The organism is Blastomonas sp. CCH9-A1 (assembly GCF_001557175.1).
Taxonomy (GTDB): Bacteria; Pseudomonadota; Alphaproteobacteria; order Sphingomonadales; family Sphingomonadaceae; genus Blastomonas; species Blastomonas delafieldii_A.
Window position 1 is genome coordinate 84,055 of record NZ_LSHM01000041.1, and the last position, 12,281, is coordinate 96,335.

17 protein-coding genes are annotated in these 12,281 nt (G+C 63.5%); 11 read left to right on the forward strand and 6 right to left on the reverse strand.

Features of this window, described 5'->3' with window-relative positions; genetic code table 11:
• Positions 1-20 precede the first annotated feature (20 nt).
• The 4 genes from AX725_RS12275 to AX725_RS12290 are packed head-to-tail and all read left to right on the forward strand — an operon-like array spanning position 21 to position 3,245.
• Positions 21-998, forward strand: a complete 978-nt coding sequence (locus AX725_RS12275; protein WP_060978264.1) for an alpha/beta hydrolase — start codon at positions 21-23, stop codon at positions 996-998.
• Positions 999-1,012: 14 nt separating this feature from the next.
• Positions 1,013-1,747: an HI_0983 family protein gene (locus tag AX725_RS12280; RefSeq protein WP_060978263.1), complete on the forward strand. Its 735-nt coding sequence runs from the start codon at positions 1,013-1,015 to the stop codon at positions 1,745-1,747.
• A 17-nt stretch (positions 1,748-1,764) separates the two neighbouring features.
• A complete protein-coding gene (locus tag AX725_RS12285) occupies positions 1,765-2,241 on the forward strand; it encodes an RNA pyrophosphohydrolase (protein WP_060978262.1) in 477 nt (158 codons plus the stop codon).
• 38 nt (positions 2,242-2,279) lie between these two features.
• Positions 2,280-3,245: a DUF481 domain-containing protein gene (locus AX725_RS12290; protein ID WP_067512438.1), complete on the forward strand. Its 966-nt coding sequence runs from the start codon at positions 2,280-2,282 to the stop codon at positions 3,243-3,245.
• A 6-nt stretch (positions 3,246-3,251) separates the two neighbouring features.
• Here AX725_RS12290 and AX725_RS12295 read toward each other — a convergent pair whose 3' ends face one another.
• From AX725_RS12295 to AX725_RS12310, 4 genes are all read right to left on the reverse strand, one after another.
• Positions 3,252-4,007, reverse strand: a complete 756-nt coding sequence (locus AX725_RS12295) for a hypothetical protein (protein ID WP_060978261.1) — start codon at positions 4,005-4,007, stop codon at positions 3,252-3,254.
• Between the two features lie 169 nt (positions 4,008-4,176).
• Positions 4,177-4,731, reverse strand: coding sequence for a GNAT family N-acetyltransferase (locus AX725_RS12300; RefSeq protein WP_060978260.1), 555 nt, complete (start codon positions 4,729-4,731; stop codon positions 4,177-4,179).
• Positions 4,732-4,880: 149 nt separating this feature from the next.
• Positions 4,881-5,360, reverse strand: coding sequence for a glycine zipper 2TM domain-containing protein (locus AX725_RS12305; RefSeq protein ID WP_060978259.1), 480 nt, complete (start codon positions 5,358-5,360; stop codon positions 4,881-4,883).
• 284 nt (positions 5,361-5,644) lie between these two features.
• Positions 5,645-6,778: a zinc-binding dehydrogenase gene (locus AX725_RS12310; RefSeq protein WP_060978258.1), complete on the reverse strand. Its 1,134-nt coding sequence runs from the start codon at positions 6,776-6,778 to the stop codon at positions 5,645-5,647.
• A 97-nt stretch (positions 6,779-6,875) separates the two neighbouring features.
• On the opposite strand from AX725_RS12310, the gene AX725_RS12315 reads away from it, so the two are divergent.
• The gene (locus tag AX725_RS12315) at positions 6,876-7,418 is read left to right on the forward strand and encodes a pseudouridine synthase (RefSeq protein ID WP_060978257.1); all 543 of its coding nucleotides are present in this window, start codon (positions 6,876-6,878) and stop codon (positions 7,416-7,418) included.
• A gap of 8 nt (positions 7,419-7,426) precedes the next feature.
• Here the strand turns inward: AX725_RS12315 and AX725_RS12320 are convergent, their stop codons facing one another.
• Positions 7,427-8,566: a JmjC domain-containing protein gene (locus tag AX725_RS12320; protein ID WP_060978256.1), complete on the reverse strand. Its 1,140-nt coding sequence runs from the start codon at positions 8,564-8,566 to the stop codon at positions 7,427-7,429.
• 41 nt (positions 8,567-8,607) lie between these two features.
• The gene (gene pspF, locus AX725_RS12325) at positions 8,608-9,669 is read right to left on the reverse strand and encodes a phage shock protein operon transcriptional activator (protein ID WP_060978255.1); all 1,062 of its coding nucleotides are present in this window, start codon (positions 9,667-9,669) and stop codon (positions 8,608-8,610) included.
• A gap of 162 nt (positions 9,670-9,831) precedes the next feature.
• Here pspF and AX725_RS12330 point away from each other — a divergent pair, with 162 nt between their 5' ends.
• From AX725_RS12330 to AX725_RS12355, 6 genes are all read left to right on the forward strand, one after another.
• Complete coding sequence (locus tag AX725_RS12330) at positions 9,832-10,032, forward strand: hypothetical protein (protein ID WP_060978254.1); 201 nt, start codon at positions 9,832-9,834, stop codon at positions 10,030-10,032.
• Positions 10,033-10,162: 130 nt separating this feature from the next.
• Positions 10,163-10,858, forward strand: a complete 696-nt coding sequence (gene pspA / locus AX725_RS12335) for a phage shock protein PspA (RefSeq protein ID WP_060978253.1) — start codon at positions 10,163-10,165, stop codon at positions 10,856-10,858.
• Positions 10,859-10,862: 4 nt separating this feature from the next.
• Positions 10,863-11,165 (forward strand): envelope stress response membrane protein PspB, encoded by a 303-nt coding sequence (pspB, locus tag AX725_RS12340; protein ID WP_060978252.1) that lies wholly within the window; start codon positions 10,863-10,865, stop codon positions 11,163-11,165.
• Positions 11,162-11,569: an envelope stress response membrane protein PspC gene (pspC, locus tag AX725_RS12345; protein WP_060978251.1), complete on the forward strand. Its 408-nt coding sequence runs from the start codon at positions 11,162-11,164 to the stop codon at positions 11,567-11,569. Before pspB ends, pspC begins: the two co-directional genes overlap by 4 nt.
• 39 nt (positions 11,570-11,608) lie before the next feature.
• A complete protein-coding gene (locus tag AX725_RS12350; protein ID WP_060978250.1) occupies positions 11,609-11,929 on the forward strand; it encodes a hypothetical protein in 321 nt (106 codons plus the stop codon).
• The gene (locus tag AX725_RS12355; RefSeq protein WP_208597918.1) at positions 11,926-12,252 is read left to right on the forward strand and encodes a hypothetical protein; all 327 of its coding nucleotides are present in this window, start codon (positions 11,926-11,928) and stop codon (positions 12,250-12,252) included. Before AX725_RS12350 ends, AX725_RS12355 begins: the two co-directional genes overlap by 4 nt.
• Positions 12,253-12,281: the final 29 nt, after the last annotated feature.

The window sequence follows — 12,281 nt, forward strand, 5'->3', positions numbered from 1 at the left end:
ACCGAGAGGGATTTGCCAGAATGACCGAAGCCGCTGAGATCGAACGCGAAACCACGAACGCGGATGCCCCGTTCGTCCGCCCGGACGTGGCGATGATGCTGGCGATGATGTCGGCAGCAGGCGCGCCTGCGATGAGCGAAATGGTGCCCGCTGACGCGCGCGAAGCCTATCGGATGATGCGGTTCATGGGCGATGCCGATCCCACGCCGCTGGCCATCATCCGCGACCTGACCTGCCCCGGACCACAGGGCGATATTCCGCTGCGCTATTACGACGCGCGCGAAACCCGCGAGGCGGGGCCGGCGATCATGTTCTTCCATGGCGGCGGCTTCGTCATCGGCGACCTCGAAACACATCACCCCTATTGCACCGAGCTCGCCGCCAAACTGGACTTGCCAGTGATCGCGGTCGACTACCGCCTCGCCCCCGAACACCCCTTCCCTGCAGCACCCGAGGATTGCGAGGCGGCGGCGCGCTGGTTGGCGGAAAACGGCAAGGCGCTGGGCCTCGATATCACGGGCCTGGTGTTTACCGGCGACAGTGCGGGCGGAAATCTGACGATCGTGGTTACCCAGGCGCTGGTCGCTCGGCCCGCGGCCGTGCCGGTGATTGCCCAGGCCCCGCTCTATCCGGTCGTGGATTCGAGCCAGACCGGCGGGTCGTTTACCCAGTTTGCCGAGGGTTATCTGCTGACTGCAGACACGATGAACTGGTTCACAGACAATTACGCCGCGACGCCGGGCGATGTTCGCAACGACTGCATTCTGGGCGATCTGGCGACCCTCCCGCCGACGCTGCTGGTGACCGCCGGGCTCGATCCTCTGCGCGATCAGGGCCGTGATTTCGCTGCACGCTGCATCAAGGCGGGTGTCGATGTCACCTATATGGAGATGCGCGGAACGATCCACGGCTTCATCTGCCTGCGCAAGGGCATTCCCTCGGCGCAGGACGATTGTGATGCCATCTTCCGCGGCATGAAGGCGATGCTGAACCGGTGAAACAGCGGCGCGCGATGGCCAGACGGACACTCCTCGCGGCGATTGCGCTGCTCGCCCTGCCCTTTGCCTTGCCGGATTCCGCAATTTCGCAAACTGCTCCACAGGTTCGCAACGCGCCCGACTTTGCAGACATCATCGGTGCCTATCGCGCACAGCGGACGACCGATCCGGAAAGCTGCTGTACCTATTCGGCCTCGGTATTCGGGCGCGAGGTGCAATTTCACGTCTTCGATACGTTCGAGCCCGCGTATGAGGCGAAGAACGACCGACAGATGATCGTGGAATTCGTGCCCAAGGGCGAAACGGTGGAGACCTGGACCCGGATGATCACCTTTTCAGCGTTCAAGGGTCCGGGCAGCGCCCCGGTTTCCACTGCCGAAATGCAGCAGCGCTTCTTCAACACCGGCCGGGGTTGCGAAGTTGCGAACTTCTCGCGCGTGATCGCCAGCGGAAGACTGGCCAACGGCGCCGAATACAACCTTTCCAGCAATGGCTGCGGCTCGACCGCCGCCGGCGGCTATCCCGGTGCCGTATCAGGGCGTGGCGAGCAGTTCATCGCGCTGTTGCTGCGGGACGATCAGAATGTCGCCGTACTCCAATATGCCGAGCGCGGCGCTGGATTTGACGCCGACAAGCCGCCGATCGGCGATGCTGCGGTCGAGGCGCTGATGAGCCGCTTTCGCTCCATCGCATTTTGCCGCAGCAAGGCGGTCAGCGGCGATTGCTCCATTGCCTTTTCCGCCCGCTGACAGCTAAGGCTGGACGCATGAGCGAATTTGACAGCCTTCCCTATCGTCCGTGCGCGGGCATCATGCTGGTGAACCAGGGCGGCAAGGTGTTTGTCGGCCAGCGGCTCGACAGCATGGTCGAGGCCTGGCAGATGCCGCAGGGCGGTATCGATCCGGGGGAAGAGCCGGAAGCAGCCGCCTATCGCGAGCTCAGCGAGGAAACCGGCATCGCCCCGCATCTGGTCGAGGTCATCGCGCGTTCGCGCGACGAGCATCTCTATGATCTTCCGCCCGAACTGATGGGCAAGATTTGGGGCGGAAAATACCGCGGCCAGCGGCAGATGTGGTTCCTGATGCGATTCATGGGGACCGACGCGGACATCAATATCGAAACGTCGCACCAGGAATTCCGCAGCTGGCGCTGGGCCGATCCGGACAGCCTTGAGGGACTGATCGTGCCTTTCAAGCGACGGTTGTATCGCGCGGTGGTGGAAGAGTTCCGTCCGCTGATCTAGGCTCTCGGCTCGTTCTATCGACGGGAGGTCCCAAACAGATGCTGTTGCGCAGCGCCCCGACCAGCGCTTTTGTGCTGTGCGCCTGCGCGGCGCTTCCGCTGGCAGCGCAAACGCCCGAGCCGGTTGCAAAGCTGATCGATACCGCGTTGCAATCGGGCGATGCCGCAGGGCTGGACGCCGTCGTGCGCTATGCCAAGCAGGCCTATCCCCAATCTGCCGAGGCGATCGATGCCCAGGTGGCAGCCTTTCGCGCCGCCAATGCAGCCCCCGCGCCGACTCCAGCTCCAGCCCCTGCCCCGGCGCCCGTCGTGACTGCCGCTGCCGAGCCCAAGACCGAACAGGCCAAGGTCGAGCAGGCAGCCGCCGTCAAATATTCGGGCGAAGGCGAGCTGGGCGCGTTCACCACTACCGGCAACGCCCCGGGAATCGGGCTGGCGGCGGGGCTCAAGCTGGTGGCCGAGGGTGAGGATTGGCGGCTGGGGCTGCTCGGCCGCGCCGACTATCAGGAAACCAGCAACGTCGTGGTGCGCGAGCAATATCGCGTGAGCGCCGAGCCCAATTACAAGTTCAACCAGCGCGGTTACGTCTATGGCCTGGGCCAGTACGAGCAGGATCGCTTCCAAGGCTTTCACGCGCGCTACAGCCTGTCCGGCGGCGTCGGCTACAGCATCCTGACCGGCGAAAATGCGCAACTGAGCGTGAAGGCCGGCCCCGCCTGGCGCTTCACGCGGCTGGTTACCGGAATGGATGAGTCGGTGCTGGCGGGTCTGGCCTCGGTCGATATCAAGCTCAAGCTGACCCCGACGATCCAGCTGACCGAAGCCGCCAGCGCCTATGTCGACGAGGAGCGCAGCACGCTCTTTTCGGTCGCCGCGCTCGATTCGCAGCTGATCGGCAAGCTCAAGGCGCGGCTATCCTACACCATCCAGTATGAATCGAACCCGGCGCTGGGCCGCGCGCCTACCGATACGACGAGCCGGCTGACGCTGGTCTATGGATTCTGATCGCGATCAGCGGCCGCCGCTGGCGACGATATCGACTTCGGTTCCGCCATTGGCCATGGGCTTGAGGAACAGCACATAGGCTGCATTGCCCTTGGTCCCTCCGAGAACATGATCGCCGCCGTGCAGCTGATATTCCGCAGAATAGCCACCGCGCTTCGCCTTGGTCCAATAGAAGTCGACGACATTCCTGACTGCCGCGGGCGTAGTGAAATTGACTACCCGGATGTTGCACTGGCCGTTGGCGACGCCGGCGGCTTCCTTGACGTTGGCGCGCGGATAGACCGCGAAATCGGCGGGCATGCGGCTCGCCCAGGTCATCGCGTAATCGAGCTTGCCCTGACATACGCCATTCTGCTGGCCGGCCTTGGCACCCAGCGTGCTGCCCTGATTGCAATCCTTGCAATCTTCGGTGGCCACCTTGGTCGGTTCGGGCGCCTTGATCAGCCCGCGCGGACCGATAGCCGCTGCGACAGCCCTTTCGGTCGCCGCGAGCTGGCCCTTGGCCGCCCCTGCCGACGGAACCGAACCATCGCTACCTTCGCCGAGCACGGCATTGCGATTGGATTTGTCGACCAGATCGGGGTCCACCAGGATCTGGTCTTCCAGCGCGCCCTTCATCGCCGGGTCGGCGGCATCGGCCAGCAGCGCTGCGTCCTCGTTTTCCGCTGCCTTGTCACCGGCATTCTGGCACGCGGCCAGCGTCAGCGCGGCAGCGCCCAGCGCCAGCAGGTTGCGCGTCGTCGCGAAGGAAAGTCGGGCCATGGCTGATATCCTGTACAAGATCGGCTTCATGCCTCTCCATGCCAGAGAAGGCGTTAGCGTTACGTTAGCCATGCCTTGCGGCGTGCGAAACTGTCCCGCGCAAAGAGGGTTAACCCGCGCGCTTTGGCATGCCAGACCGTCCCAAATCGGGATTCATCGTTAAGTCGTTTCAAAACCGGACAAATTTCTTCCGGTTTTCCTGCCACTCAGCCTTGGTCTGACCATAGCGGTCGACCGGATGGTCCTGATAAGGCTCCGGCAACCGGGTTGGCCCCTGATTGTAAGAGCCCAGACGTTCGGCAAGCGCGATCGAGCCCTTGTTGTCGGGATCGATCGTGTGAATGATGCTGTCCCAGCCGAGCAGATCAAAGGCGTAATCGATCGTGGCGACGGCGGCCTCCAGCGCATAGCCCTTGCCGGCATGGCTGCGCAGGACGCCCCAGCCGACCTCCTCGCCGGGCCAGCCATCGGGATACCAGGGGCCGACGCGGCCGATCCATTCGCCGGTGTCGCGCGTGATCAGCGAGAACATCGCATATCCACGGATGTGCCAGGCACCCGCCATCGAGCAGAGACCGCGCCAGGCGACTGCGCGCGGCTGAACCCCGCCCAGAAAGCGCATCGTCTCCTCGTCCGCGCAGAATTCGGCCCAGCGCTCGAAATCCTCCGGACCCGGTGGGCGCAGGATCAGGCGTTGGGTTACCAATATCGGTCCGTTTATCATCGCGCCCTCCCGTTTTGTCCGTCTGCCGGGATAGGCAGGGGCTGACAGCTTGGCAAGCGCGGCGCACAAGCGAAACCCCTCCCCGCCTCGCGGCAAGAAGGGGTCTCCCCGTTCACCCTGCCGCGAACATGCGGCAGGAGCGACACCTCTTAGCGGCAGCGGAAGCCGTTGCCGCTGTTGCGATCGATCGAGCGACCCAGCAGCGCTCCGGCGATGCCGCCGATAACCGCACCCGTGGTGCGATCACCGCGGCCCGCAATCTCGCTACCGGCCAGAGCGCCCGCTGCGCCACCGATCAGCAGACCCGTGGTGCCGTTATCGCGGCGGCAATAATAGCGGCCATCATCGCCGCGCCAGGCCCGGCCGTTCCAGCCGCGCGCCTGGCGGCGGTCGAAACGACGGTCATAGCGGTCATCCCAGCGGTCGTTGCGGCCATAGCCACGGTCGTAGCCACGACGGTTCCAGTCATCGTCATAACCGCGCCACTGATGGGCAACCGGCGCGCGATAATCGACGCCATAAGACTGGGAAGCGCTGGGCGCGTAGCTGGCGACCGGCGCTGCCATGGCAGGGGCGGCCGAAATGGTGACTGCACCGGCGGCGGCAGCAGCAAGAATGAACTTCTTCATGATCTGTCTCCCTTGAGACCGGGACAGCGCCGATTCGCCATCCGTTGTGTTCATATTTAAGGGAGTGAAACTGAACGGACCGTGGGAAGGCTGTTCATCTGCCAGCAGGTTTTGATGAAGGGTGCGCCAGTGCATGCAATGTAAGGGCGGATCCATATTTCGTCACCCCCGCGAAGGCGGGGGTTCCGCTTCAGCTGCCCAAAGCTCGGAAAAAGCGGGATTCCCGCGTTCGCGGGAATGACGTGGAAGGGCGAGGAAGGCTGGTGCCCCCTCGCCCCGCTCGCTCACTTCTGCGGGCAGATCAGGAATTTCTCGCCGGTCGCCTTGGCATAATAGCGTGCCACGACATCCGCCTGCAGCGCCTCTTCCAGCGAAAGCTCATCGGTATAATGGCTCGCAAAGGTGGTCTTCAGCTCGTCGGCGACGCGCGCGCGAAGCCGCATGGCGACCTCGACACCTGCCTTGGCGAGGAAATTGGGAAGCAGCCAGCCACCGACGCCCCAGGCCATGCCATAGCCGCGGCTGAGCACCGTCGGCGACGTGTCGAGCCCGCCGTAAAGATAGACCTGCTTGTGATGCACCGAACCGTAGATGCTGTAAGCGCCGGGCGTCCGCGCCGCTGCGCCCTCCATCGCGGTCAGGATGTTCGAGGCGAGATTGCCGCCGCCGGTCGCATCGAAGGCCAAAGTCGCGCCGGTGGCGTGAATGGCATCGGTCAGGTCGGCCATGAAGCTATCGCTGCTGGAATCGACGATATGCTTCGCGCCCATGCCGCGCAGCAGCTCGGCCTGTTCGGGCTTGCGCACCACATTGACCAGCTCGACGCCATCAGCCTGGCAGATACGGTTGAGCATCTGACCGAGGTTGGAGGCGGCCGCAGTGTGGACCAGCGCACTATGCCCTTCCATCCGCATCGTCTCGATCATCGACAGCGCGGTGAGCGGGTTGACGAAACACGATGCGCCGTCGCGCGCGGTGTGGCCGTCCTGCAGCACCAGGCACATCATGGCAGAAGCCTTGCGATATTCGGCATACATGCCGCCGCCCATCACCGCGACGACCCTGCCGATCAGGCTTTGCGCATACTCTCCCGATCCTGCGGCGACCACGGTGCCCGCGCCTTCATTGCCGACGGTGAGCGCCTGACCGATGCGCGCCTTCATCACGCCCATGCCCTGAGGCGAGACCGGCGCCGTCAACTTCGTATCCTTGCCGCTACCGCTGCTCGTCGCCTTGGCCATGCTGGCCCAGCCGAACATCACGCCCTGGTCCGACGGATTGATCGGCGTCGCCTCGACGCGGATCAGCACCTCGTCCTCGCCCAGCTCGGGCATGGGCTTGTCGACCAGTTCCATGGTCAGCTCGCCCTCGGCGCTGACGGTCGAGATCATCTGCTTGTAGGTTGACGGAAGCGTCATGGCACGGCCTCTCTCTAAAGGGGTTGTTGTGTGATGCTCCCATGTGCCAAGCCTTGGACGACAAAGCCACCCATGACGCGCAGAAAGTGCCTTTTCCTTGCCCCGGCTGATCCTGTTCAACAAACCCTATGGCGTGATCTGCCAGTTCAGCGGCGATGGATCGCGGCCGACCCTGGCCGATTTCATCGACGTGCCCGGCGTCTACCCCGCCGGTAGGCTCGATCAGGACAGCGAGGGGCTGGTGCTGCTCACCGATGACGGCAGGTTGCAGGCAAGGATCGCCGATCCCCGCCACAAGCTCGCCAAGACCTATTGGGTGCAGGTCGAAGGGGCGATCAGCGACGAGGCACTTGCGAAATTGCGAAGCGGCGTGGCGCTCAAGGATGGCATAACGCGCTCTGCCCTCGCCCATCGGCTCGATCCGCCCGATCTGTGGCCCCGCGACCCGCCGGTGCGCTTTCGCAAGACTGTGCCCGATGGCTGGATCGCGCTCACGCTGCGCGAGGGGAAGAACCGCCAGGTGCGGCGGATGACGGCGGCAGTCGGCTTTCCGACGCTGCGGCTGGTGCGCTGGCAGGTGGGCGACTGGACGCTTGAAGACCTCACGCCCGGGGCATGGCGGGCGCTCGACGTCCGCTGATCGACGGCTCAGTCGTCCTCCTCAAAGGCGATAGCACCACGATTGGCTAGGTCGAGCAACAGCGCCACCACTGCGTCATCGATCTCGCCGACCTCGATTTCATGATTGGCGCACAAGGCCTCGGCAAAGCGTGCTGCCGCGCCGGTGCAGGGATAGGATTCGCCATCGACGAACAGCAGCAACCCGTCGTCTTCACGCACGAACACGAACCGGCTTGCGAAGTTGCGAAGCACACGGCCCCGCTTGGCCGCCTCGCGCACCTCCGCCACGGTCAGGGACCGCTCTGGGCTCCAATCCATGTCCGGATATTTGGGGGCGCTGTTGAAAGCGCCGAACCAGCGGGCAAATTCGGTGCGATCGGCGAGCTTTTCGAGCACCATCGCCTGCAATCGCTCCAGCGCCTCGCCGGTGATCTCCCCGGGGTGCGCCTGTAACGGTAACATGGGATCGGAATAGCGGTCGTCCTCGCCCAGCCCGTCGAGCACATGATCGCTCCATCCGGTGATCAGCTCGGCGCACGATGGCGCACGGAAGCCGATCGACAGCGTCATGCAGTCATCGTCCAAAGCCACGCCGTCATGCGCGACACCCGGCGGCACATAAAGGATATCGCCCGGCCCGAGATCATAAACCGCCTGCTCGTCGAACTCAGCCAGCAGTTTCAGGTCGTCATACGGGCGCAGCGTCGTGTTGTCGTCGCAACGCTGCCCGACCCGCCAGCGACGCCGCCCTCGCCCCTGGATCAGGAACACGTCATACTGGTCGAAATGCGGCCCCACCCCGCCACCCGTAGTGGCGAAACTGATCATCACATCGTCGATGCGCCAATCGGGCACGAAGCGAAATTGCGAAAGCAGCGCGGCGACTTCGGGCACATGGTGGTTCACAGCCTGCACCAGTAGCGTCCAGGGCACCGACCCCAGCCCGGCAAAGCGCTCAGCATCGAACGGCCCCTGCTCCAGCGCCCAGTTTTCCGGGCCCTGCTGCACGATGAGCCGCGATTCCACCTCGGGCTCGCACGCCAGCCCCGCGAGCTCGTCCGGATCGATCGGGCATTCCCATTCATTCCACGGATTGCAAATCAGCAAAGGCGCCTGTTGCCAGTGCGAGGCAAGAAAGACGGCGGCATCGAAGCGAACGAGTTTCATGGCGCCCCCCTTTCAGGCTTGCCGCGAGCCGTCCAGCAGAATCACCCCAGCAGATCGTGCTTTTTCAGGCAGTGGCGCAGCTGGTCATAGCTAAGGCCGAGCGCCTTGGCGGTCTGGCGCTGGTTGTAGCGGTGGCGGGCGAGCGCGGCCTGCAATATCCGCTTCTCATGCGCATCGACCGCGCCGCGCAGATCGTCGATCGCGTCAAAATTGAGCGTGTGCTCCATCGTCGCGCGCACGCCTGGATCGGACAAGGCGGCGTCGATCACCTCGTTGCAGGGCGATTCCCCGCCTGAAGGCGCGCCCGAGCGCGTCATCGGCTTGGGTTTCCACGGCGATTCGAACGGATCGAACACGATATGGTCGACCGGCCGCTCGAAATCGTCCCAGCGATAGACCGCACGCTCGACGACATTGCGCAGCTCGCGAACGTTGCCGGGCCAGTCGTGCCGCTGCATCGCCTCGGTCGCCATCGGGCCGAACCCGGGCCAGCGGTCCCAGTCGAGCTCTGCGGCCATGCGCCGCCCGAAGAAATCGGCGAGCACCATCACATCGCCTTCGCGCGCGCGCAGCGGCGGCAGGGTCACCACCTCGAACGACAGCCGGTCGAGCAAATCGGCGCGAAAGCGGCCCTTGTCCACCAGCTCGGGCAGATGCTCGTTGGTGGCCGCGACGATGCGCACATCGACCTTGATCGAGCGCGACGAGCCGATGCGCGTCACCTCGCCATATTCGACCGCGCGCAGCAGACGCTCCTGCGCGCCCATGCTGAGCGTCGCGAGCTCGTCGAGAAACAATGTGCCGCCATCGGCCTCCTCGAACCGGCCCTGGCGCGCGCGCGTCGCGCCGGTGAACGCACCGGCCTCGTGCCCGAACAGCTCGGCCTCGATCAGCGTCTCGGGCAGCGCGGCGCAATTCAGCGTGATCAGCGGGCCATCCCAGCGCGACGACAGGCGGTGGAGGCGCTCGGCAATCAGTTCCTTGCCCGTGCCGCGCTCGCCGATGACCAGCACCGGACGGTTGAGCATCGCCGCGCGGCTGGCGCGTTCGACCGCGTCCAGAAACGCCCCTGATTCCCCGATGAACTGACTGCCCCGTTCCATGCACCAAGAGATAGTGCAAATTCCCAACTGGTGGCAATCCTAACCAACAGCTTTGTTCATGAAAATTTTCAAATCATTGATATTCAATTGTTTTTCAGTTTGGCACGCTCTCTGCAACGCTTTGGACAACACCGACACAAGGCGGTCCAAGGGAGAAAGACAGTGAAAACCACCAACGCTTCGAACGCGAACAGCCAGGATCAGGACAATGTCCTCAAGTCCACGCTGATCACCACGGTCGCAGCACTGGCGCTGATCACCACGCTGTTTCTCACCGCCTTTGCGAGCATCGAGGCTGCCGCCTCGCCCGTCCATCATGATGGAGATGCCCGCGCACTCGTTTCCGTCCGGTACCTTGCCTGACGGATTTGGCCGGGACGCTTACCCCCCCCCCTTGCCCCGTCCCGGCCAATCACTTTCCACTAGAATGCAAAAGGGGGTAAGGTGGACGCCGGATCCAGTCCGCCTGAATTTACGAAACGGAGTTTTGGCCATGGGAATTTTCTCTCGCACCCGCGATATCATCGCAGCGAACGTTACCGAACTGCTCGACAAGGCCGAAGACCCGGCAAAGATGATCCGCATGATCATCCTGGAAATGGAAGAGACGCTGGTCGAAGTCCGCGCTTCGGCTGCCCGCACCATTGCCGATCAGAAGGAAATGAAGCGGCATGTGAACAAGCTGGAGCAGCTGCAGGCCGACTGGACCGACAAGGCGGAACTCGCGCTGTCCAAGGACCGCGAAGACCTGGCCCGCGCCGCTCTGCTCGAGAAGAAGAAGGCTGCCGATATGGCCGATCAGCTCAATGTCGAAATCGCGGTGCTCGATGACGCGCTGCGCGCTTCGGAACAGGATATCGCCAAGCTGCAGGCCAAGCTGCGCGAGGCGCGGATGCGCCAGAACAACATCATGAGCCGCCTGGAAAGCGCCGAGAACCGCGTCAAGCTGCGCACCATGTACAATGGCGACAAGGTCCGCGAGGCTTTCAGCCGCTTCGACCTGCTCGAGCGCCGCGTCGACATGGCCGAGGGCCGCGCCGATGCGCTGGGCATGGCCGAGGATGAGCGGAGCGAACGCAAGGCGCTCGGCCAGCGCAGCCTGGACGACGAATTCGCCGCGCTCGCCGACAGCGACAAGGTCGACGAGGAGCTCGAAGCCATGAAGCGCGCGCTGAAGAAGGAGGGCTGAGGCGATGGAAGATATTCTGGTTCCCATCTTCGTCGTCGGCATGTTGTTCATCGGCCTGCCCTGGCTGATTTTCCACTATATCACGAAATGGAAGACCGCCGCGACATTGACCAATTCGGACGAGCACCTGCTTGAAGAACTGCATGCGATGGCCCGCCGTCTGGACGATCGCATGGACACGGTCGAGCGGATCATTTCCGCCGACAATCCCGACTGGCGCCCGGCGCGGCTGACCAGCTCGGACGACCAGGACGACTATGGCCTGGAACAGGTTGAGCGCCTGCTGAAGGAAAGGGTGAGGAAATGAGCCGGCTGGACAAGTATAAGTATGACGCCCCTGCTCCGCGCAAGACGAAATTCTATCGCGACAAGCAGAACGGCAAGTTCATGGGCGTGTGCGCCGGGATTGCCGACTATACCGGGATCGATGTGGTCTGGATCCGCGTTGCGGCGGTCCTGCTGACGCTGATGACCGGCTGGGCACTGGTGGGCTATTTCGCCATGGGCATGTTCGCCGACAAGAAGCCCGCGCATCTCTATGCCGACGACCTGGATCGCAAGTTCTGGCAGGGCGTGCGCCAGTCGCCCACCCGCACCGCGCGCGACGTCAAGGCCCGGTTCCGCGAGATCGACCGCCGCCTGGCCGATGTCGAGCTGTTCTACACTGCCAAAAACACGCGTCTGGCCGACGAGATCGAAAGCCTGCGCTGATCAAGGCCGGGCACAACCAAAAGGTATCAGGAGAATATCATGAGCTGGGGTGGACCGGGTTTCGTCCTTACGATCATCATGCTGTCCATGGGAGCCTGGGTCATCACCACCTGGATCCGCGCCAAGCATGGCTATCCGCTCGAAGATCAGTGGACGGGCAAAGTCATTGAACGAAGCGATCCCGACGCTGATCGAAAAATATCGCTGCTCACCAATGAAAACGAGCAACTGACAGGCAAGATCGGACGGCTGGAAGAGCGGATCGCGGTGCTGGAACGCATCGCCACCGACGCCAACAGCTCCAGTGTTCGCCTGGCCGATGAAATCGAACGCCTGCGCATCGAGAAGGACCCCGCATGACCGAGAAGATGATGTTGTTCCAGACGCTGGGCCCGATCATTTCGATCGTGGTGGCCATCGGCACCGCCGGATGGGTTGCCAATACCTGGCTGCGGATCAAGAATGGCTATCCGCTGGAAAGCAGCTGGGGCAAGCCGATCTATCCCAAGGCGGACCTGGAATCGGTCGAGCGGATCAAGCTGCTGAGCCAGGAAAACGCGCAGCTGCGCGCCGAACTGGGATCGATCAAGGACCGTCTGGGCAATGTCGAGCGCATCGTCACCGATGATGCGCACCGCCTGACGCACGAGATCGAAGCGCTTCGCGACAAGCGGGCCAATTGAGCAACACTCGAGGATAACGGGAGGTCATC